At 46.5% G+C, this 20,745-nt stretch carries 19 protein-coding genes; 5 read left to right on the top strand and 14 right to left on the bottom strand.

Going from position 1 to position 20,745, the window contains the following annotated elements; genetic code table 11:
- Positions 1–129: 129 nt before the first annotated feature.
- From gatB to AC0MXB_RS02335, 7 genes are all read right to left on the bottom strand, one after another.
- The gene (gene gatB / locus AC0MXB_RS02365) at positions 130–1,569 is read right to left on the bottom strand and encodes an Asp-tRNA(Asn)/Glu-tRNA(Gln) amidotransferase subunit GatB (protein WP_474037954.1); all 1,440 of its coding nucleotides are present in this window, start codon (positions 1,567–1,569) and stop codon (positions 130–132) included.
- Positions 1,569–3,029 (bottom strand): Asp-tRNA(Asn)/Glu-tRNA(Gln) amidotransferase subunit GatA, encoded by a 1,461-nt coding sequence (gatA, locus tag AC0MXB_RS02360; RefSeq protein WP_474037952.1) that lies wholly within the window; start codon positions 3,027–3,029, stop codon positions 1,569–1,571. Before gatA ends, gatB begins: the two co-directional genes overlap by 1 nt.
- Before the next feature lie 14 nt (positions 3,030–3,043).
- Positions 3,044–3,334, bottom strand: coding sequence for an Asp-tRNA(Asn)/Glu-tRNA(Gln) amidotransferase subunit GatC (gene gatC / locus AC0MXB_RS02355; protein ID WP_474038728.1), 291 nt, complete (start codon positions 3,332–3,334; stop codon positions 3,044–3,046).
- Between the two features lie 57 nt (positions 3,335–3,391).
- Positions 3,392–3,652 (bottom strand): DUF1653 domain-containing protein, encoded by a 261-nt coding sequence (locus AC0MXB_RS02350; protein ID WP_474037950.1) that lies wholly within the window; start codon positions 3,650–3,652, stop codon positions 3,392–3,394.
- Entirely contained in the window at positions 3,633–5,675 is a 2,043-nt protein-coding gene (ligA, locus tag AC0MXB_RS02345; protein WP_474037949.1) for an NAD-dependent DNA ligase LigA, read from the bottom strand. Before ligA ends, AC0MXB_RS02350 begins: the two co-directional genes overlap by 20 nt.
- A gap of 12 nt (positions 5,676–5,687) precedes the next feature.
- On the bottom strand, positions 5,688–8,189 hold the full coding sequence (gene pcrA, locus AC0MXB_RS02340; protein WP_474038727.1) for a DNA helicase PcrA: 2,502 nt from the start codon (positions 8,187–8,189) through the stop codon (positions 5,688–5,690).
- A gap of 138 nt (positions 8,190–8,327) precedes the next feature.
- Positions 8,328–8,705 carry a RidA family protein gene (locus tag AC0MXB_RS02335; RefSeq protein ID WP_474037948.1) on the bottom strand — a complete coding sequence of 126 codons (378 nt, stop codon included), beginning with the start codon at positions 8,703–8,705 and terminating at the stop codon, positions 8,328–8,330.
- Between the two features lie 234 nt (positions 8,706–8,939).
- Here AC0MXB_RS02335 and pdxR point away from each other — a divergent pair, with 234 nt between their 5' ends.
- From pdxR to pdxT, 3 genes are read left to right on the top strand one after another with little or no spacing between them, the layout of a single operon-like run.
- Complete coding sequence (gene pdxR / locus AC0MXB_RS02330; protein ID WP_474037947.1) at positions 8,940–10,421, top strand: MocR-like pyridoxine biosynthesis transcription factor PdxR; 1,482 nt, start codon at positions 8,940–8,942, stop codon at positions 10,419–10,421.
- A gap of 35 nt (positions 10,422–10,456) precedes the next feature.
- Positions 10,457–11,338, top strand: coding sequence for a pyridoxal 5'-phosphate synthase lyase subunit PdxS (pdxS, locus tag AC0MXB_RS02325; protein ID WP_474037946.1), 882 nt, complete (start codon positions 10,457–10,459; stop codon positions 11,336–11,338).
- 1 nt (position 11,339) lies between these two features.
- Positions 11,340–11,918 carry a pyridoxal 5'-phosphate synthase glutaminase subunit PdxT gene (gene pdxT, locus AC0MXB_RS02320; protein WP_474037944.1) on the top strand — a complete coding sequence of 193 codons (579 nt, stop codon included), beginning with the start codon at positions 11,340–11,342 and terminating at the stop codon, positions 11,916–11,918.
- Between the two features lie 86 nt (positions 11,919–12,004).
- On the opposite strand, the gene AC0MXB_RS02315 is transcribed toward pdxT, so the two are convergent.
- Complete coding sequence (locus tag AC0MXB_RS02315) at positions 12,005–13,642, bottom strand: putative manganese-dependent inorganic diphosphatase (protein WP_474038726.1); 1,638 nt, start codon at positions 13,640–13,642, stop codon at positions 12,005–12,007.
- Positions 13,643–13,794: 152 nt separating this feature from the next.
- Here AC0MXB_RS02315 and AC0MXB_RS02310 point away from each other — a divergent pair, with 152 nt between their 5' ends.
- Positions 13,795–14,574 (top strand): tRNA 2-thiocytidine biosynthesis TtcA family protein, encoded by a 780-nt coding sequence (locus AC0MXB_RS02310; RefSeq protein WP_474037942.1) that lies wholly within the window; start codon positions 13,795–13,797, stop codon positions 14,572–14,574.
- 31 nt (positions 14,575–14,605) lie between these two features.
- Here the strand turns inward: AC0MXB_RS02310 and sdaAA are convergent, their stop codons facing one another.
- Positions 14,606–15,496 carry an L-serine ammonia-lyase, iron-sulfur-dependent, subunit alpha gene (gene sdaAA, locus AC0MXB_RS02305; protein WP_474037940.1) on the bottom strand — a complete coding sequence of 297 codons (891 nt, stop codon included), beginning with the start codon at positions 15,494–15,496 and terminating at the stop codon, positions 14,606–14,608.
- Between the two features lie 34 nt (positions 15,497–15,530).
- The gene (gene sdaAB / locus AC0MXB_RS02300; protein WP_474037939.1) at positions 15,531–16,193 is read right to left on the bottom strand and encodes an L-serine ammonia-lyase, iron-sulfur-dependent subunit beta; all 663 of its coding nucleotides are present in this window, start codon (positions 16,191–16,193) and stop codon (positions 15,531–15,533) included.
- Between the two features lie 179 nt (positions 16,194–16,372).
- Between sdaAB and AC0MXB_RS02295 the strand changes: the two genes are divergently transcribed.
- Positions 16,373–17,473, top strand: coding sequence for a CapA family protein (locus tag AC0MXB_RS02295; RefSeq protein WP_474037937.1), 1,101 nt, complete (start codon positions 16,373–16,375; stop codon positions 17,471–17,473).
- A 96-nt stretch (positions 17,474–17,569) separates the two neighbouring features.
- On the opposite strand, the gene AC0MXB_RS02290 is transcribed toward AC0MXB_RS02295, so the two are convergent.
- The 4 genes from AC0MXB_RS02290 to hisF form a co-directional block, all read right to left on the bottom strand.
- Positions 17,570–18,448 (bottom strand): divergent polysaccharide deacetylase family protein, encoded by an 879-nt coding sequence (locus AC0MXB_RS02290; protein ID WP_474037935.1) that lies wholly within the window; start codon positions 18,446–18,448, stop codon positions 17,570–17,572.
- 19 nt (positions 18,449–18,467) lie between these two features.
- Positions 18,468–19,235 (bottom strand): TSUP family transporter, encoded by a 768-nt coding sequence (locus AC0MXB_RS02285; protein ID WP_474037934.1) that lies wholly within the window; start codon positions 19,233–19,235, stop codon positions 18,468–18,470.
- Between the two features lie 82 nt (positions 19,236–19,317).
- The gene (gene hisIE / locus AC0MXB_RS02280) at positions 19,318–19,989 is read right to left on the bottom strand and encodes a bifunctional phosphoribosyl-AMP cyclohydrolase/phosphoribosyl-ATP diphosphatase HisIE (RefSeq protein WP_474037932.1); all 672 of its coding nucleotides are present in this window, start codon (positions 19,987–19,989) and stop codon (positions 19,318–19,320) included.
- Positions 19,986–20,744: an imidazole glycerol phosphate synthase subunit HisF gene (hisF, locus tag AC0MXB_RS02275; protein WP_474037931.1), complete on the bottom strand. Its 759-nt coding sequence runs from the start codon at positions 20,742–20,744 to the stop codon at positions 19,986–19,988. Before hisF ends, hisIE begins: the two co-directional genes overlap by 4 nt.
- Position 20,745 lies beyond the last annotated feature (1 nt).

Below are 20,745 nucleotides of genomic sequence, written 5' to 3'. Positions count from 1 at the left end.
ATGTGCGGCCACACATGTTTTTACTAAAAAACAACGGCGCGTTTTGACCATAAAAAAAGCCGCCTCCCTAAAGAGACGACTTTTTACAGATTTATAATTCTTGTATGAGCTGATGAATCAGCAAGTTATTTATTGAATTCGATCGCGCAGCATTTTATTTACCATTTCGGGATTAGCGCGGCCTTTCGTTTGCTTCATAATCTGGCCAACAAGGAAACCCAGAGCTTTTTCCTTACCACCTTTATAGTCGGCAATTGATTGCGGATTCGCTGCAATCACCGAGTCGACAATGGCAAGAATGGCGCCTTCATCGCTGATCTGTACGAGACCTTTATCTTTTACGATTTGCTCCGCATCATGACCGGTTTTCCACATTTCCTCAAACACAGTTTTAGCAATTTTGCTGGAAATGGTTCCTTTGTCGATGAGTTGCAAGAGTCCTGCCAATTTTTCCGGCGCTACTGGGCATTCTTTTACGGACAAGCCTTCATTGTTTAAATGCTTCGATACTTCGCCCATAAGATAGTTGGCTGCTGCTTTCGCGTCCGCTTTATGACTGACGACTGCATCAAAATATTCGGCCATCGCCCGTGATGCCGTAATAACCCCAGCATCATAAGAAGATAAGCCATGCTCAGCCATGAGGCGTTCTCTTCTCGCGTCAGGCAGTTCTGGCAAACTCGCGCGAATTTCAGCAATCCGCTCGTCACTTGTTACAATAGGCACAAGATCCGGCTCAGGGAAATAACGATAGTCATGGGCCTGTTCTTTGCTACGCAAAGACGCCGTAATGCCTTTGGCTTCATCCCAAGTACGCGTTTCCTGAATAATCTCGCCGCCATCTTCCAAGACTTCGGTCTGACGCTCCACTTCATATTCCAGTGCACGCTGCACGGCCCGGAAAGAGTTGAGATTCTTCATTTCGGCCTTGGTGCCGAATTCTTCTTGACCTACTGGACGCAGCGATACGTTAGCATCGCAGCGCAAGCTGCCTTCTTCCATTTTGCAGTCTGATACATCGATATATTCCAGAATGGATTTCATTTTTTCCAAATAAGCCTTGGCTTCTTCAGGAGTACGAATATCAGGCTCAGACACAATCTCAATCAAAGGAACCCCGGTTCTATTGTAGTCTACGAGACTGTAATCAGAATTAGAAATTGTCGTACCAGCATGAACTAGCTTGCCAGCATCTTCTTCCATATGTACGCGTGTAATGCCAATACGCCGTGTTTCGCCATCTACCTCAATATCTAAATAGCCGTTTACTGCAATCGGCAAATCATATTGAGACGTTTGGAAGTTCTTCGGCAGATCAGGATAATAATAATTTTTACGGTCAAATTTGCTAAATGGCAAAATCGTGCAATTTAGCGCCAGACCAGCGCGAATGGCAAACTCTACGACTTTTTCATTGAGTACCGGCAGAACGCCAGGAAGCCCTAGGCAAACCGGGCATACATTCGTATTCTGCTCAGAACCGAACTGGGTGCTGCAGCCGCAGAAGATCTTTGTTTTTGTTTTTAATTCAGAATGAACTTCAAGTCCAATGACTGTTTCGTATCTCATTATTTGGCCTCCCCGAGCGGCGCCAAGCGCGTAAAGTAGTCATTATTTTGTTCAAAGGTATAGGCGGCCTGAAGCAAAGTTGCTTCCGCTAAAGGTTTGCCGATAAACTGCATCCCTACTGGTAGACCGTTGGCAAAGCCGCAAGGAACAGAAATGCCCGGAAGACCGGCCAAATTAACCGGAACAGTGCATACGTCCTGTAGATAGAGAGTCAAAGGATCAGTAAATTCGCCGATTTTAAAAGCAGCGGAAGGCGCTGTTGGCGTTAAAAGAACGTCAACTTTTTCGAAGGCCTTATCAAAGTCTTGTTTTACGAGCGTCCGTACTTTAAGTGCTTTGAGGTAGTAAGCGTCATAGTAACCGGAGCTTAACGCATAAGTTCCCAGCATGATCCGGCGTTTGACTTCGTCGCCAAAGCCTTCACTGCGGGTCTTTTTATACATATCAACAATATCAGAGCCTTCTTTACGATAGCCAAAACCGACACCGTCATAACGAGCCAGATTCGAGCTTGCTTCTGCCGGAGCTAAGAGATAATAGACCGACAAGGCATGTTCCGTATGAGGCATGGAGACTTCCTGAATATCAGCGCCGAGCGAAGCCAACTGATCAATGGATTTTCTAATGGCGCTTTCCACAGCCGGGTCCATTCCTTTTACGAAATACTCCTTAGGAATTCCGACTTTCAGGCCTTTTACATCATTAACAAGCGCTGTTTTATAGTCGGGTGCAACTGTATTGCTTGACGTAGAATCGCGATGATCATGACCAGCAATGGCATTCATGACAATAGCGCAGTCGGTCACATCCCGTGTCAACGGCCCGATCTGGTCTAATGAAGAAGCATAGGCAATGAGACCATAACGAGAAACACGACCATACGTCGGTTTTAAGCCAACAAGACCGCAAAAGGCTGCAGGTTGACGGATTGATCCGCCCGTATCAGAACCTAATGCCCAAATGGCTTCGCCTGCTGCTACAGCCGCAACAGAACCGCCGCTGGAACCGCCAGGAACGCGGCTCAAATCCCAAGGATTATGCGTAGGGAAGAACGCCGACGATTCGGTCGAACCGCCCATAGCGAATTCATCAAGATTCGCTTTGCCTGTCATGACAAAATCAGCTTGCTGCAGTTTTTCAATAACAGCAGCATTATAGGGCGGTACAAACTTCTCCAACATTCTTGAGGAACACGTTGTCCGAATATCTTTCGTGCAAATATTATCTTTAATCGCGCCAGGAATCCCTGCTAAATCACCAATTTGTTCTCCAGCGGCAATTTTGGCATCCACTGCGCGAGCCTGCTCCAGAGCGGTTTCTTTCGTAACCGTCACATAGGCTTTTACTTGGCTGTCTACAGCATCAATCCGCTCGAAAACGGACTCAGAAAGCTCTACGGCGGAAATTTCTTTGTTTACTAATTTTTCATGAAGTCCATGAATTGTCTCTTTCCATAGCATAAGCGCCTTTCCTCCTACCCTTCCACGACTTTGGGAACTCTAAAGTAGCCGTCTTCCGGCTCAGGCGCATTTTGCTGCGCCAATTCACGCGCGAGCGATGGTTTCACTTCATCAGCACGCATAACATTTTGAATCGGCAAAACATGAGCCATAGGAGGCGTATCGGCCGTATCTAAGCTGCTGAGACTTTCAGCATAATCTAAAATAGCGCTAAGCTGACTGGTAAAAGTCTCAATCTGATCTTCGGCAATATCCAAACGGGACAGCAGCGCTACCTGCTTTACATCTTCGTTGGTAATTTTCATCATTTCACCATCCATTTTTCTGCTTTTCTGCAAATAATTATATATTATATCACAAAGTTACTTAGAGATGTGAGGCCCCAGGTAGGAAAAGCGCTGAATCTGACGACCATCGCGATCTACTAGCTCCAAAAACATGGCTTTCGGACGAACCCACAGTTTTCCTTCGCCATAGAGCGGACGATAGAGCACGAGCAGTTCCTCTGTTTCGGAATGAATCACTTCCCCAATCACTTCGTATTCTTTGCCCTTAAAGTGGCGATAGCGTCCTGTTTGAATGGGAGATTCATTTTGTATCGTACTAGTTTTTTCTGTCATCATCGGCCTCCTCCAGCCAGCTCACGAGAATTTCCTCGGAGATCACCGGAATATTGAGCGCTTGCGCTTTCGCGAGCTTACTGCCAGCTTCTTCGCCAGCTACCACATAATCGGTTTTTTTACTGACAGAGCCGGACACCTTGCCGCCTCTAGCTGTAATTGCCGCCGCAGCTTCCGTGCGGGACAGGGTTGGCAAAGTACCTGTCAGCACGAAGGTCTTACCAGCAAACTGCGCTGTAGCAGTAACTGGTTTGGCCAGAGCAGTCATAACCAGTCCTAGCTCCGTTAAATCGGCAATTAAATGCTGATTCTTTTCCTGCTGGAAATAGTGGCAAATGCTTGCCGCCATTTTGGGACCAATTTCAGCAATCGCTGTAATTTCTGCCTCGTCGGCTTGCTGCAAAGCTTCAATCGAACCAAAATGCTGCGCTAACAGCGCTGCAGCTTTTACGCCTACATGGCGGATTCCCAGTCCGAAGAGCAGACGCTCCAGGCCCGCTTCTTTGCTTTTCGCAATCGCTTCAATGAGATTATTGGCTGATTTAGCGGCAAATCGCTCTAAGTTCAGCAGTTCCTCTACTGTCAGACGATACAGATCCGCCACCGAAGTGACTAGACCGCTATCGACTAAGGCAATGGCCACCGCCTCTCCTAGGCCTTCAATATTCATGGCATCGCGGGACACAAAGTGAATCAGCCCTTCCCGAAATAAAGCCGGACAGTGGGGATTGCTGCACTTATGGGCCGCCTCCTGCCCTTCTTTAACCACAGGAAAACCACATTCGGGGCACTCCTCTGGCATAACAAAAGGGATTTCATCGCCAGTTCGTTCTTCCGTAACAACCCGCACGACTTCGGGGATGATTTCACCAGCCTTGTGAATCAGCACTTTATCGCCAATCTTGATATCTTTATCGGCAATATAATCGCTATTATGCAGCGCCGCCCGGCTCACAGTCGTCCCAGCCAAGTGGACTGGCTTTAAATTCGCCGTTGGCGTAAGTACCCCTGTCCGCCCGACACTAATATCAATGGACAGAACCTCGGTTTTAGCTTGTTCTGCGGGAAATTTGAAAGCAATGGCCCAGCGCGGTACTTTAGCTGTTGCCCCAAGCGCTTTTTGGGCGGATAGCGAATTCACCTTGATGACAATCCCATCAATTTGGTACGGAAGGGCAAAGCGTTTTTCCGACCAACTGTCGCAAAAAGCAATGACAGCTTCGATATCAGTCAGCAGCGTCGCATGGGAATTGATTTTAAACCCCTGCTCTTTCGCATACTGAAGCCCAGCATAATGGGTCGCAAGCTCTATGGGCGCACCCTCACCCAGTCCGTAAATAAACATATCGAGGGAACGCTTAGCCGCAATTTTCGGGTCAAGCTGACGAAGCGATCCCGCCGCGGCATTGCGCGGATTGGCAAAAGCGGCTTCGCCTGCTTCATCGCGTTCTTCATTAAGCCGTTCAAAAGAACGAAAGGGCATATAGACTTCGCCGCGAACTTCGAGCAACGGCGGCGCCGCCTTGTGAAGTTTCAAGGGAATCGAACGAATGGTGCGAATATTATTCGTTACATTTTCGCCGTATTCGCCATCGCCTCGTGTCGCTCCCTGGATGAGCCGCCCCGCTTCGTAGGTAAGATTCATGGCCAAACCATCGATTTTCAATTCTCCTACATATTCAATAGGTTCCTCCGGCAAAGTTTGATGGATACGCTGGTCGAAATCGCGTAGTTCCTGCGCGGAAAAAGCGTTCGCTAAACTTAAGAGGGGCTGACGATGGGCCACCTTCTCAAATCCATCGGCGACAACGCCGCCCACACGCTGCGTCGGCGAATCCTCGGTAATAAGCTCAGGATAAGCTTCTTCCAACTGCTGCAATCGACGCAGCAACCCATCAAAATCACTATCAGAGATTTTCGGGTCATCAAGGACATAGTAATAGTAATTATGGGTATGAATTGTTTCTCGTAAAGACGTTATTTCCCGTTCCGCTTCCTCACGCGTACACCCGATTGGTTCGTTCAAAACAATTCCTCCCTACTCCACTCGTTGCAGCGGAGCGTATTTTACCATAAACGGCTTAATCCCTACACCAGGAAAGGCAATGGTGAGCTCTTGTTCTTCGCCGGAGCCCTTGACACTCACGACTGTCCCCACGCCGTACTTCTTATGCAGCGCTTTGTCACCAGCTTTCCAGTCGCCTGCCGCCGCAGCACTAGAAATTCTTGCCGCGCCTGGACTTGTACTAGCTTGTCTTACAGAACCTTGCATAGCACTGGAATTTGGGAATCGTGACGAGTCTTGTTGGCCAAGACTTTGTCTTTGACTTTGCTGCATTTGAGCAAACGTCTGACCAACCGGCGCCGTCGGAGCAGCTCGAAAGGGACTATTCACAATCCGTTGCTGACTATCGGAACGCCCATTATAAACAGGTCGCTGCGGTCGTCGCGGCTCTTCTTGTTCTAACAGTTCTGAGGGAATTTCATAAATAAACCGTGACGGTCCCGACATTTGCGCCCGACCATAAATCGTTCGCATTTTAGCACCAGTCAGATACAACCGCTCTTTGGCCCGGGTAATTCCCACATAGCAAAGACGGCGTTCTTCTTCCATCTGGCTGTCATCCATAAGCGCCCGTGAGTGAGGAAAGATACCTTCTTCCAAACCAGCCAGAAAGGCCGTACGAAACTCTAATCCCTTGGCCGAGTGGAGCGTCATGAGCGTAACACGTTCACCATCCAAATCGGCTGTATCAATATCCGATACGAGAGCCACTCTTTCTAAAAAGTTTTCCAAAGTATCTTCCACATTATTATCTTTCGCAAAATCGCGCGCCACCGACAGAAGCTCTTTCATATTTTCAATGCGGCTTTCCGCCTGATCGGTCCCTTCTTGCTGCAGTTCTAGCAAGTAGCCTGATTCATGGATTACTTTTTCAATCAGATCGCGTACCGAAAGACTTTGCATTTGACCCATCAAAGAAAAAATCAAAGTAGCCAAATCTTCGCAGCCTTTTTTCACTTTCGCTGTTAATTTCGGCACTTTATCCGTATTCGACAGTACATCAAAAAACGTGAATTCTTCCAGAGCGGCTACAGCTTCCATCTTTTCGATACTGGCAGCGCCAATGCCGCGTTTTGGCACATTAATAATGCGCTGAAGACTTACTGTATCGGCGGGATTATGAATCACTTTTAAATAAGCGATAATATCTTTAATTTCTTTGCGGTCATAGAATTTCAAACCGCCCACCATTGTATAGGGAATGCCTTGCCGCATAAACCATTCTTCCACGACACGCGACTGGGCATTCGTTCGATACAATACAGCCATGTCGCCGTAAGGCATATTATAAATCGTATTGAGCTGGCTGATTTGATCTGAAATAAAGCGCGCTTCGTCATGTTCATCCTGCGCCAAATAATAAGTAATCTTATCACCCTGCTCGCGGGTACTTAGGAGCGTTTTGGGAATCCGGTTGCCGTTATTTTCAATAACCGCATTCGCGGCATCAAGAATCGTCTTTACGGAACGATAATTTTGCTCTAATTTAATGACTTGGGCATCGCGATAGTCTCGTTCAAAATCACGGATATTGCTGATATCAGCACCGCGCCAGCCGTAAATACTCTGATCGGCATCACCAACCACACAGAGATTTTTCCGCTTCGCTGCCAAAATTTTGGCCAAGCGATACTGAGCATGGTTCGTATCTTGATATTCGTCAATTAAAATATAACGGAATTTTTCCTGATATTTTTCCTGCACTTCTTCGTTTTCTTCTAGCAAAGTAACCGTAAGCATCAAGAGATCATCAAAATCAAGGGCGTTGCTCCGCCAGAGTCGCTCTTGATAAAGCTCGTAAATTTCCGCAACCTTCTGCGCGTAAAAATGATCAGCCTTTCTGGCAAATTCGCGCGGCCCCATGAGCGCATTTTTGGCATTGGAAATGGCTGACAGTACTCCCATTGGGGCATACTGTTTCTCATCAAGATTCAGCGTTTTCAAGCAGTGTTTAATGACACTCTGACTATCTGATGTATCATAGATGGTAAAATTCTTGCTGTAACCAGGCAAATGGTCAATTTCGAACCGTAAAAACTTCGCGCAAAAGGAATGAAAGGTACTGAGCCAAATATCCTTCGCAGTTTCGCCAATGAGCGCTGCCACCCGGTCTTTCATCTCCGCTGCCGCTTTATTCGTAAAGGTAATGGCTAAAATCTGCCAAGGTCGAATGGGCGCTTCCTGTCCGATCAGTCCCACACATTGCTCCCAGGAGGCGCCAGGGCTTTCTACTAGGCGGCGAAGCTTCGTCAGCCGTTCGGCCGAAAGATAAGGGTCTTTTTCATAGCAATCGGCCCCAAACATGAGCATATAAGCAATTTTATGAACAAGAACCCGCGTCTTGCCGCTGCCAGCGCCAGCTAAAATAAGCTGCGGCCCTTCTGTGCTGATAACAGCCCGTCGCTGCTCACGATTCAAACCAGCAAGAAACTTCTGCCGCAGCGCCTCGCAAAGTTCTCCATATTCCTCAATCATTTCTTTTGACAAACTCTTCGACTCCTTTATCCGACCTGCATCGTAACTAGCCGTTTTTCCCTGAAGCTCTATGGTACAAAGTGAAAAAAGCCTTGCACGAATGATTCCGGCAAGGCTTTTACTGTAAAATTCTCCGGCTTAGTAAACGGCAATAGCCTCTACTTCTACGAGAACATCCTTCGGCAGACGAACCACTTCTACACAAGCACGAGCTGGCGCTTTTTCGGTAAAATACTGACTGTATACGCCGTTAATTTTCTGGAAATCATTCATGTCTTTAATAAATACACATGTTTTTACTACATCAGCGGCAGTAAGACCTTCACTTTTCAAAATCGCCATAACATTTTCCAAAGATTGCTTCGTCTGCGCTTCTACGCCGCCTTCAGCAACTTCGCCTGTTGCAGGCACAACCGGAATCTGACCGGAAATATAAAGCATGCCACCTGCTTTTACCGCCTGAGAATAAGGTCCGATTGCTGCAGGAGCTTGATCTGTACTAATAATTTTTTTCATTCGTTGAATCCTCCTAATTTGGGCTGCTTAGTAAAGTTTTGGGACTTATAAAAAATTCTCTCTTTGTAAATTCACCTTTTTTTCGAAAATCCCTCCCTAAGATGGAAAAAAAGGTGAATCGAATACCGATGCAAAAGTGGCTTATATAAATCAATGAAAAGTGGTCGTTGACGACAAGCCAGATGCAAGGTATTGTTACATCATAGCAATCCTTCCTGCAGGAGGTTCTGTTTTATGTTACTACTTGAACTACAAGAAAAATCACCAAAACCGCAATACCAGCAAATTTTAGAACAAATTCGTCATAAAATTGAAGCAAGAATTCTTCATCCCGGCGAAAAGCTGCCATCAACCCGCCGCCTAGCCGATAGTCTAGGAATTCATCGTTCCACTGTGGCTAGCGCTTATCAGGAACTGTGGGCCTTAGGTTTTATTGATATGAAGCCGAATGCTTGTCCCATTGTCCGCGATAGGATGCAAATTGCCACAGCGGCAAGCCGACAAAAAAAGGGACGCATTGACTGGAGTTTAACAGCCTCAACCGATAGCAGCGCTATTTGGGATACTTATCGCGGCTTTCAAGCAGAGGCGCCGGTAAGCCCTCCCCAAGATTTTATTGATTTTAGCGGCCTGGATATGGATTGTCGACTTTTTCCGCTGGAAACCTTCCGCTCTTGTTTTAATCAGGCAATGAAACGAGAAGGATTTTCGTTACTGAGCTATGGCGACCGAGCCGGTTTTTTTCCGCTCCGCACCTACTTAGCGCATCATCTGCAAAGCCACGGCATTTCCGTCACTGCCGAAGAAATTTTAATCACTAACGGCTTACAACAAGGGATTGACCTCGTCTTTCGCATGATTGCCGCGCCCGGTAAAGCCGTAGCCATCGAATCTCCTACGTACAAGGAAATGCTGCCGCTGTTAAAATTCTGCGGTTTAAAGCCGTTGGAAATTCCCATTCGTTCTGACGGAATGGATTTAGCGATTTTGGAAAAAATGCTAAAGACGGAACAGCCCTCGCTTGTCTATACGATGCCAAATTTTCAAAATCCGACGGGCGTCACGACAAGCCAGTCCCATCGCGAAAAATTGCTGTCACTGTGCCAAAAATACGGTGTTCCCATTTTAGAAGACGGCTTTGAAGAGGAAATGAAATATTTCGGCCGCGTTGTTCTGCCCATCAAATCAATGGACGACCAGCATACGGTGATTTATTGCGGCACCTTCTCCAAAGTTCTCTTTCCCGGCGTTCGGATCGGCTGGATAGCGGCAGAGCCAGAATGCATTGAACGCCTTATGGCCATTCGCAGCTTTAGCGATCTCTCTTCTAGTATGATTTTGCAGGCCGCTATTTATGAGTTTTGCCAGCGCGGTCATTACGACCGTCATATCAGCAAAATGCATCGGCTCTTCCGTAAACGCATGCAAACGGCTCTCGCGGCTTTAAAACAATATATTAAGCCAGAATGGGCCGCTTGGAGCGAACCGAACGGCGGCTATCTCTTATGGCTGAAACTCTCACCGCTGCCAGACGCTGCGGCAGATCTCACCGCACTTTTCGCGAAACAGAAAATCCAAATTTCTTCAGGTAAATACTTTTTTTCGTCTAGCGCTAACGCCGTTCATCTTAGACTTTCCATTTCCAAACTGAACGAAGCAGAAATCACGGAAGGTATCAAACGACTCGCTCTCGTTTTAGAACAAATCTATCATTAATACAACCATCAACGCTCATCTGAGGAGGAATTATTATGGAACAAGGAACACTGCGCGTAAAAATTGGTTTGGCTGAAATGCTGAAGGGCGGCGTCATTATGGATGTAACGACGCCAGAACAAGCAAAAATAGCAGAAGAAGCTGGCGCTTGCGCCGTTATGGCCCTAGAACGGGTCCCCGCGGACATTCGCGCCGCTGGCGGTGTCGCCCGTATGGCTGATCCAACTATCGTTGAAAATATTATGGCCGCGGTTACCATTCCCGTCATGGCCAAAGCCCGCATCGGTCATTTTGTCGAAGCCCGCATTTTAGAATCGCTTGGCGTAGATTATATTGATGAAAGTGAAGTCCTGACACCTGCTGACGATAAGTTTCATATCAATAAACAGGATTTTAAAGTGCCCTTTGTCTGTGGCGCTAAAAACCTCGGCGAAGCGCTGCGCCGCATTGGCGAAGGCGCTGCCATGATCCGCACCAAAGGCGAGCCTGGTACTGGCAATGTCGTCGAAGCTGTAAAACATATGCGCATGGTCATGAGTGAAATTCGTCTATTGCAAAATCTACCGGATGAAGAAGTGTCCTCTTTTGCCAAAAATATTGCCGCACCGCTAGAACTCGTTCTGGAAACGAGAAAACTTGGCCGTCTGCCTGTGGTTAATTTTGCTGCAGGCGGTATTGCTACCCCGGCTGACGCAGCGCTCATGATGCACCTTGGCTGCGATGGCGTTTTCGTCGGATCAGGCATCTTTAAATCAGGCGATCCCGCCAAACGTGCCAAAGCCATAGTAGCTGCCACCACCTACTACAACGATCCGAAAATCCTCGCAGAAGTCTCCAAGGATCTCGGCGAAGCCATGGTAGGTATTGAAATTGATACAATCCCGCAACACGAACGGATGCAGGAACGAGGCTGGTAAAATGAAAATCGGCATTTTATCGCTTCAGGGCGCCTTTCGTGAGCATCACTGGGCCATTGAGCGCTGCGGCGCAACAGCCGTTGATATCCGCAAAGCCTCCGAGCTTGATGCGATCGAGGGTCTCATCCTCCCTGGCGGCGAAAGTACGACGATTGGCAAACTGCTAGTGGAGTGGAATCTTCTGCCAAAGATCCTAGAGCGAGCTGCCGAAGGCATGGCGATTTACGGTACCTGCGCCGGGATGATCCTGCTGGCTAAAAAGATTATCGACAGCGATCAGCCTCGTCTCGGTCTCATGGATATTACGGTTCGCCGCAATGCCTTTGGTCGCCAGAAAGAAAGCTTTGAAGCAGATCTAGCCGTGCCTGAATTAGGAACTACGCCAATCAAAGCGGTCTTTATCCGCGCCCCGCTAATTGAAGCGGCTGATCCAGCGGTGAATATTCTAGCTTCAGTGAATGAAAAAGCTGTTATTGCCCGTCAGAAAAATTTTCTTGTTAGTTCCTTTCATCCAGAATTAACTGGTGATGACCGGTTGCATCATTATTTTATAAAAATGGCGCAGCAGAAGAACCTCTAACATTAAAAAAGCCCCTCGTTACCGCAGAACATAACTAGTCTGCGAAACACGAGGGGCTTTCTTTGCGGATAAATGATCCGATAAATTTAGATTTTGCGGGCCGCATCAGTCAGCGGCGGTACAATCTGTTTCTTACGAGACATTACACCAGGAAGATGAACAATGCCATTTTCCCCGCGGCTGCCAAAGGCATCCTGAATTAAAGAGATCGGCTGCCCTTCATAGAAGAGGTAGGTTGCTTCTTCCAAAATATCTGTGTTCATGAGCAGCACCATGTCATAGCCTTCTTTATCACAAAGGGTTTTCATGGCAGCTTTTAAATCATCTTGTTTAGCCAGAATTTCCTGACCAGCCAAGACGGAAATCTGGCCAATCGCTAAGCGATAATCGCCCATTTGGAATTCCTTGAAATCATTCTTTAAAATATCGGAAGCTGTCAAGCTGCTCGTATCAGAACCGGCTCGCAGCAGCGCTAAACCATGTTCCTCACAGTCAAGACCGGAGATCTCAGCAAGTTTCTCCGCGGTTTTGCGATCTTTCGCCGTACAAGTAGGCGATTTAAAGAGTACCGTATCAGACAAAATAGCCGATAATAACAAACCAGCTGTTTCTTTCGAGATTTCAACATTATTTTGCCAGTACATATTTGCTACAATCGTTGCCGTGCAGCCGACAGGCTCAAAGTGAAGATCTACAGGATAGCTTGTTTCGAGGCCGCCTAGGCGATGATGATCAACGACTTCGATGATTTCGCCTTCATGAATTCCTTCCACCGCTTGCGCTAATTCATTATGATCGACAAGAATCACTTGTTCTTTTTCTGGCAAAATGAGTTTATCACGATCAATCATGCCAACAAAGCGACCATTCTCAACAATCGGATAATTGCGGAAGCTTGTTGCAGCAATAGTCCCCTTAATATCCATAACCAACTGACTTGGTTTAAAAGTTACTACCTGGCTCTGCATCACCGTACGGACAGGTACGGACTGCGTAATCAGCCGCGCGCAAGTGTATGTATCATAAGGTGCGCTGATAATCATAACTTTGGCATCACTTGCCGCTTGGGCCACTGGTTTCGCCAGTGTTGCGCCGCCGGTAATAATCAGGCATTGCACGCCTTTTTCAATACAGGCAAGCTGCGCCTTGAGCCGATCGCCGACAAGAACCGTATCACCAGCATCAACACTTGCCACCATGGTCTCGGTCTTTGCTGCGGCAATTTTAAGTTTCCCTTTGATGGTCTGATCAAGAGCGCTGCCGCAAAGCAACGTTCCATCAAGCACTTTAACTACAGCGCCAAATTCTACATTTGCTTCGGATAAATCAGGCATTTCCAATTCCTCAAAATACCTTCTTGCCAAATCCCCTACGGAAACAATGCCTTCGAGCATTCCTTGGTTATCAATAACCGGAATAGATTTTACATTGTGTTCTTTCATAAGACTGCCCAGTTCTTTCAGCGTCTGATCGGGGTGAATCGTGACTTGCAAGGGGCGCATCATTTCACGAACTCTAGGATAGAGATCGTTAATTAAAAGCGGCGCCTTTACTCCCAGCTTATCTAAAATGTACTTTGTTTCATTGTTAACTTTACCTGCCCGGGCTGCAATTGCATCGATTCCAAGAGCTTGTTTCAAACCGGCGTAAGCAATGGCTGAACAAATTGAATCGGTATCCGGGTTTTTGTGGCCCATTACATAAATGGGTTTCGCCACGATAATCCCCCCAAACGTGATTGTTACTATTTAGAATTACTAGTTATTTATTATAGCAAAATAAGACAGGCCCTTCAAACAAAAAAAGCAGGAATTTAGGACTTTATGCGCAATTATTAGAAGTTGCATGAATTATAAAGAAACGAGGAAACTCTGTTATGTCACTACCAAAATCCTACCATAGCCGTCTCTGGCGGGCTATTATTGAATTTGACCTCATTGAACCAAACGACCGCATTCTCATCGGTCTGTCCGGTGGCAAAGACAGCTGCTTTTTAACCTATGCTTTAGCCCAACTGCGCCACTATTCGCCGCGCCCTTTTGAAATTGCCGCCCTTACAATTAATCCGAATTTCACCGATACTTTTGATACAACAGCGCTGGCTGACTGGTGCGAAAACCTCGCGGTTCCCTTTTACAGTGTCAGCGAACCGATTGGCGAAGCCATTGCTCGCCAGTCAGACAAAGACGCCTGCTATATTTGCGCCACCATGCGTCGCGGTATTATGAATACCTTTGCCAAGGAAAAAGGCTTCAATAAAATTGCCTATGCTCATCACCATGATGATGCCGTAGAAACTTTTTACATGAGCCTGCTTTTTTCCGGCCAGCTTCAGACTTTTTCGCCGAAAACCTATTTTGATCGCTCTGACATTACTTTAATTCGGCCTCTTGTCTATTTCCGCGAACAGGAAAGTCGTGATGCGATTTCGTATCATGGTTTTACACCAATACCTAGTCCTTGTCCCCGTGACGGCCAAACAAAAAGGCAGACAATCAAACAAATGATTGCTGCCTTAGAAAAAGAAGATCCCCTATTTTATACCCATCTTTCAGCAAGTATGCGTCAGTCTGATAAAATTCACCTTTGGCCGCCAGAGCCAACGCGCAGTGAACTTAAGGCAAAGCATGACCGCTTTTTCTGCAAGCACCTGTAAGCTTTTTTACGCGCTTTCCAGTCTGTAGCAGCTAGCCCAACACTTTCTTTTCAATCGCTCTAGCTGTCGGCGTATCGGCGAGTCCTGCCTCTGAGGTTTCTCTTAAACTCTGCGGCAAGAGTCGGCCAATTTGCTGCGAGGCTGTAATCACTTCATCAGGCGGAATGACACTCTCCACACCGGCGAGGGCTAGTTCAGCGGCAATCAAGGCATGAGAAGCGCCAAAGCCATTGCGTTTCACGCAAGGTACCTCTACTAGACCAGCAACAGGATCGCACACAAGGCCCAATAAGTTTTTAAAGGCTAACGCTAAAGCATGTCCGGTCTGTTCAGGCGAGCCGCCAGCCAATTCAGTAATAGCCGCAGCCGCCATTGCCGCAGCGGAGCCGCACTCAGCCTGGCAGCCCCCTAAAGCGCCCGCTAAAGAAGCATGCTCCTGGATGATTAGCCCCACACCAGAGGCCGTAAACAAGGCGTCTACTAACGCTTCATCGTTTTTTTGCAGGATTTCGCCAGCCGCCAGTAGCGCGCCAGGCAATATGCCGCAAGAACCAGCTGTAGGACTGGCCACAATCCGGCCCATTTTGGCATTGACTTCACTAACAGACAACGCATAAAGCAATGCTTTCTGTACCGTTTCTCCGAGCAGGCTTTGCTGCGTTTTCGCTTGCGTTAACGTCATGAAGTCGCCCATTTTCGCAGCATCGCCGCCGACCATGCCACTCACTGATTTCTCCCGACTAGATCGGCCTTTCTCTACGGCCTCTTTCATGACCTGAAGACAACGAGCCATATCTTCACGAACTGACGCCTCGCTTCTCTGGCTTTTTTCCGCTTCATAGGCAATCACGACAGAAGCAATCGAACCTTTTCTTGCTTTTGCCAAAGCAATCAAATCGGCAAATGTAGAAAAACGAATCATTTTATTTCCTCCTTTTGATAAGGGTGGTACAAGTTTATAAAGGGGGCACAAGCATCGCCAATTCGATTCGTGGCAAATTGGACACTACTTCATAGACACTTTCCGCAATCGGCTCATCGGCCTCTAAAATGAGTAAAGCCTGGGCGCCTCGCTCACTGCGAGATACGCGCATAAAGGCTACATTAACACCCGCCTGGGCCAAAATATGAGTAATAAGCGCCACGATGCCTGGCTTGTCCTGATGAATTGTAATCAAAGTAAAGTATTCGCCAGTAAGCTCCACTTGATAACCATTAATCCGATTTACAATAATACTGCCGCCGCCAAGGGAAGATCCGGTAACTTCCGCCCGCCGCCCTGATCGTCCAGTCATTTCCAAGCAGACCGTATTGGGATGGACATCGCCTAAATCACATTTCAAAAATTCAATTTCTATTTGCGCTGCTTTGGCCAATTCCAAAGCTTCTGGCAAACGTTCATCATCTGCCGCCATATCTAGCAAGCCTGCCACAATAGCCCGATCGGTGCCATGTCCCCGGTACGTCTGGGCAAAAGAACCATGGAATTTTACCTGAACCTGCTGCACTTCCTCGCCTAAAATTTTTCTGGCCAATCTGCCAAGACGCGCTGCGCCTGCCGTATGAGAGCTGGAAGGACCAATCATAACCGGTCCGATAATATCAAATACGCTTTTCATAAAACCCTCCTTATCGAATATATTAAATCGTATAAAAGGTCCGCTGGATCAGTCAATAATCTTTTTATTTTACCATTTTATCACAAAAAAATAACCTTTCTATAATAAATCTGACAAAAACCTTTGCACAGTGGCAAAAACTTTTATATACTGTAATAGGTACAAAAGGAGGAATTGAAGTGAGTCAAAGGGGAAAAAGATTTATTGTTTATTCCTTTGTCATGTGGATGTGGCTGTTCGGCATGAGTCTGCCAACACTAGCCGCTTCTCAGGCAACACCACTTACAATTCTATCTCTTTCTACCGATACGCCTCAGACTATAGAGCAGATTCTACTTAGCTCGGTTGGCGACTGTACTTTAGGAACAGATGAACGCTTCGGTTCTGCTGATACGATGCCAGCTGTCATCAAAGCGCATGGTAATGATTATAGCTATGTTTTCAGCAATGTAGCCGAGATCTTTGCCGCTAGTGACTTTACTACAGCAAACTTAGAAACAACACTGACTCGTTCCAATCATCCTGTCGAAAAGACCTTTGCTTTTCACGGCGATCCCGAATATGCGAATATGCTGAAACTTGGCCATATTAATGCGGTAAACTTATCCAATAATCATATTTACGATTATGGCGATGTCGGCTTTAGCGATACCTTAGCGTCCTTAAATAAAACAGGAATTACTTATTTCGGCGAAGGAAATGTAGCGATTCAAACAATTAAAGGCCGCCAGTTTGCCTTTCTCGGCTACACAGGCTTCTCCTATGACCGCGCATTCTTGGAAAAACTGCGCCGCGATATTGAAACTGTAAAAAAACAGGGCTGTATTGTGATTATCAATTTTCACTGGGGTGAAGAACTTTTAAATCATACCATTCCGACGCAAAAGGAACTGGCGCATTACGCCATTGACTACGGCGCTGATTTTATTTTTGGTCATCATCCTCACGTACTTCAACCAATTGAACGCTACAAAGGAAAACTCATTTGCTATAGTCTCGGTAATTTCGCCTTTGGCGGTAATAAAAACCCTGATGATAAGGATACGATGATCGTCCAAACCCGCTTCGACTTCCAAGGTTCAAAACTCGTCTCTTATGGCGTTCGCATTATTCCTTGCAGCATTTCTTCGGTCAACTATATTAATGACTATCGCCCTACACCGCTGACAGGCAACGCGAAAGCGCGCGTGTTAGATCGTTTGAATAAAATTTCGCCGCTTGCTGGCTTTACCTTAACAGATGAATTTACTACACTGCCCTTTGAAGAGACAGCGCCATAAATATCATTCTTAATACCTTAATACATAAAAACTTAGCACGTAAAAAAACCGGCTTCGTCTTGTAGACGAGCCGATTTTTTTATGCCGTTCTAGGCGTTACTGGACTAATTCAGAGACAAAAACAAGCTGTATCCCCTGCGCATCCAGTTCAGGTAGTATACTTTGAATGGCCTGCGCTGTATGATTGCGAGCATGGCCGATCAATATAATTTTCCCTTCTTTCAGCGCGAGAGTAATACCTTGGCGCAGCTGTTTTTTGACTGACTCTACATCAGGCTGATTATCAATGAACAACTCATTTGCCGCTGTTTTCACGCCAGCTTGTTTCGCCAGTTCCCAAGCTACAGACTGACTGCTTGTACGACTATCCACAAAAAAGAGCTGTTTTTCCTTTAATACGGCTAACAATGCCTTTATCACTCGTTTATCACTGGTCGCACGCGATCCTTGATGATTATTAACGCCGATCAAACCAGGGATCGCCTGAATATCCTTGCGAACAAGCCCTTGAATTTCACTATCGCTGAGCCGCCCCGAAACCGTTTCCGCTTCCGATTGCTGCGAGCGCTCTAAAGGCTCCATAGGTAAATGCAACATAACCTGATGACCGGACTGTAAAGCTTTCGCCGCAGCCTGGGTTGAATAGGGCCTATTAGGCAATACCGAAAAAGTTAGAGGTCTGCTAATTGCAGCAAACTCGTTAATGGGTTCGCTCGTATAGCCGAAGTCATCAATAATCAGAGCGATACGAGCTCGTGCACTGCCTGATTTAGCTCCCTGTGATTCTTTAGTAAGGGGATTTGTTTGTTTCGTAGTCGCCGGAACAGTCTGATTCGCTCCTACATTGCTTGATCCCGACTCCTTCTGGGAAACCGTACTACTTTGATTCTCGTAAAAGCCATAAAGAAGGACAGCTAAAATTCCGGCAAGACCTAGCCATAATCCCCACCGTTTTGTATTGTTTTTTCGCTTCATCCGGTCTGCCGCCTTATCATCAGGACAAAAGAATATCCCAGATCTGTTTGCCTACTAAAATGACTGTTATGGAAATAAAGAGCGGTCTTACATAGGCGGCGCCTTTTAAGATTGCTACTTTTGTACCAGCAATAGCCCCTAAAATCATGCCGATTCCCATGACAAGACCGTAATCATAGTGAACATAACCTAGTACAAGAAAAGTAATTAGAGCCGCAATGTTGCTGGCAAAATTCAGAACTTTAGCGTTGCCGGAAGAAGTTACAAAATCAAAGCCGATTAGCAAAAAGGCAAAAATCAAAAAAGAACCTGTCCCTGGTCCAAAAAAGCCATCATAAAAACCGATGCAAAAAGCCACAAGACCGCTCAGTCCCATGCGTTTACTCGAAAGTCCCTGGTAGGTAGATATATCGCCCCAGTCCTTTTTAAAGACTGTATAAATCGCTACAACAATAAGCAATACGATAACAAGAGGCTTTAAAAAAGTGGAAGGAATAAACTGTACCGTGAAAGCGCCCAAGCCAGAACCAACCAGCGCTAAAGGAAACAGCCATTTTACTAGCGACAAATCGACCTTGCCAGAACGAATAAAGCTGGTCATGCTCGTAATGGAACCCATAGAGGCTGCCATCTTGTTCGTGCCAAAAACATGAGTAATAGGCAGTCCTGTCATGAGCAGTGCTGGCAGTGTAACAAGTCCGCCGCCGCCTACCACAGAATCAATAAAAGAAGCTACAAAGCCTACTACAAATAAAAAAATCCCCATTGATAGAGTAATCGGTTCCATATTGTTCCTTCTTTCTCGCTATCCTGTTGTTCTACTAGTCGAATACTAGTATAGCAAAGAACCGAGAAAAAAACAGCTGCTATTATTTACGGCGCGAATTGAGCTCTGCCAAAAGCTCCATAGGCGTAATATTGTGATAGCTTAGGAGAACGAGGCAATGATACCAGAGATCGGCCATTTCATAAAGAATTTCGGCCTTATCGTTATTTTTAGACGCAATAATCGTTTCGGCATTTTCTTCGCCGACCTTTTTTAAGATCTTATCCTGGCCTTTATCAAATAAATAGCAGGTGTAAGAACCTTCCTGGCGATTTTGTTTGCGATCTTCAATCACTTCATAAAGCGACTGCAAAATGGCGGCAGAACCACCGTAAAGTGCAGATGGATCTTTTACAACTTCAGCCTGGGGCTGCGATTGATCTAGGCGGCGGCTAAAGCAAGAAAAAGTTCCTTCATGACAAGCTGCGCCAGTCTGTTTCGCCGTCACCAGTAGCGTATCACCATCGCAGTCATAGTGAATTGATTCCACCTGTTGTACATGGCCTGATGTTTCGCCCTTTTGCCATAAAGCTTTACGACTGCGGCTGTAAAACCAAGTTACGCCAGTTGTTAAGGTTTTTTCTAGTGCTTCTTGATTCATATAAGCAAGCATCAGCACCGCTTTTGTTTCACTATCTTGCACAATAGCCGGGATAAGACCCGCTTCGTCAAACTTCACCTGAGTAAGCCACGGGGCCTGTTCTACTCCGTTCATAATCGTACCTCCACCTGTTGACTTTTTAAATACTCTTTTACTTGCTTTACTGTAAACTGGCCATAATGAAAAACGGAAGCGGCAAGGACCGCATCGGCTTTTCCTAGTGTCAATACATCATAAAAATGAGACATTTCGCCAGCACCGCCTGAGGCGATAACTGGTACGGGCACACTTTCCGCTACGGCTCTAGTTAACAAAATATCATAGCCGTCTTTCGTGCCGTCTTTATCCATACTTGTCAGCAAAATTTCTCCGGCGCCTAAGGCAACGCCTTTCTTGACCCACTCAAGCACATCAAGACCGGTAGGAGTCCGCCCGCCATGAATATAGACTTCCCATTTTCCTGGACTAGTCTGACGAGCGTCTACAGCCAAAACCACGCATTGACTGCCAAATTTTTTAGCGCCTTCGGCAATCAAATCCGGTTGATTGACCGCTGCTGTGTTTAGTGATACCTTATCAGCGCCCGCTTTCAGCATTTTGCGAATATCGGCACTGGTACGAATACCGCCGCCGACTGTAAACGGAATAAACACCTCAGAAGCGGTACTTTTCACCACATCAACCATCGTATCGCGCTGATCCGAAGAAGCAGTAATATCAAGGAAAATCAATTCATCAGCCATCTCACGATCATAAATCTGAGCAAGCTCCACAGGATCGCCGGCATCACGCAGTCCCACAAAATTGGTACCTTTTACAACCCGCCCATCTTTTACGTCAAGACAGGGAATAATCCGTTTTGTATACATC

The sequence above is a fragment of the Pelorhabdus sp. sgz311001 genome (genome assembly GCF_055901755.1).
The sequence above is the reverse complement of the archived record's forward strand: the minus strand, read 5'-3'. Positions and strand labels throughout refer to the sequence as shown.

What these genes read in the sequence shown, in the direction of transcription:
- gatB (WP_474037954.1), bottom strand. Translation starts at nt 1,569, where the DNA reads ATGAGATACGAAACAGTCATTGGACTTGAAGTTCATTCTGAATTAAAA.
- gatA (WP_474037952.1), bottom strand. Translation starts at nt 3,029, where the DNA reads ATGCTATGGAAAGAGACAATTCATGGACTTCATGAAAAATTAGTAAAC.
- gatC (WP_474038728.1), bottom strand. Translation starts at nt 3,334, where the DNA reads ATGAAAATTACCAACGAAGATGTAAAGCAGGTAGCGCTGCTGTCCCGT.
- AC0MXB_RS02350 (WP_474037950.1), bottom strand. Translation starts at nt 3,652, where the DNA reads ATGATGACAGAAAAAACTAGTACGATACAAAATGAATCTCCCATTCAA.
- pcrA (WP_474038727.1), bottom strand. Translation starts at nt 8,189, where the DNA reads ATGATTGAGGAATATGGAGAACTTTGCGAGGCGCTGCGGCAGAAGTTT.
- AC0MXB_RS02335 (WP_474037948.1), bottom strand. Translation starts at nt 8,705, where the DNA reads ATGAAAAAAATTATTAGTACAGATCAAGCTCCTGCAGCAATCGGACCT.
- pdxR (WP_474037947.1), top strand. Translation starts at nt 8,940, where the DNA reads ATGTTACTACTTGAACTACAAGAAAAATCACCAAAACCGCAATACCAG.
- pdxS (WP_474037946.1), top strand. Translation starts at nt 10,457, where the DNA reads ATGGAACAAGGAACACTGCGCGTAAAAATTGGTTTGGCTGAAATGCTG.
- pdxT (WP_474037944.1), top strand. Translation starts at nt 11,340, where the DNA reads ATGAAAATCGGCATTTTATCGCTTCAGGGCGCCTTTCGTGAGCATCAC.
- AC0MXB_RS02310 (WP_474037942.1), top strand. Translation starts at nt 13,795, where the DNA reads ATGTCACTACCAAAATCCTACCATAGCCGTCTCTGGCGGGCTATTATT.
- sdaAA (WP_474037940.1), bottom strand. Translation starts at nt 15,496, where the DNA reads ATGATTCGTTTTTCTACATTTGCCGATTTGATTGCTTTGGCAAAAGCA.
- sdaAB (WP_474037939.1), bottom strand. Translation starts at nt 16,193, where the DNA reads ATGAAAAGCGTATTTGATATTATCGGACCGGTTATGATTGGTCCTTCC.
- AC0MXB_RS02290 (WP_474037935.1), bottom strand. Translation starts at nt 18,448, where the DNA reads ATGAAGCGAAAAAACAATACAAAACGGTGGGGATTATGGCTAGGTCTT.
- AC0MXB_RS02285 (WP_474037934.1), bottom strand. Translation starts at nt 19,235, where the DNA reads ATGGAACCGATTACTCTATCAATGGGGATTTTTTTATTTGTAGTAGGC.
- hisIE (WP_474037932.1), bottom strand. Translation starts at nt 19,989, where the DNA reads ATGAACGGAGTAGAACAGGCCCCGTGGCTTACTCAGGTGAAGTTTGAC.
- hisF (WP_474037931.1), bottom strand. Translation starts at nt 20,744, where the DNA reads ATGTATACAAAACGGATTATTCCCTGTCTTGACGTAAAAGATGGGCGG.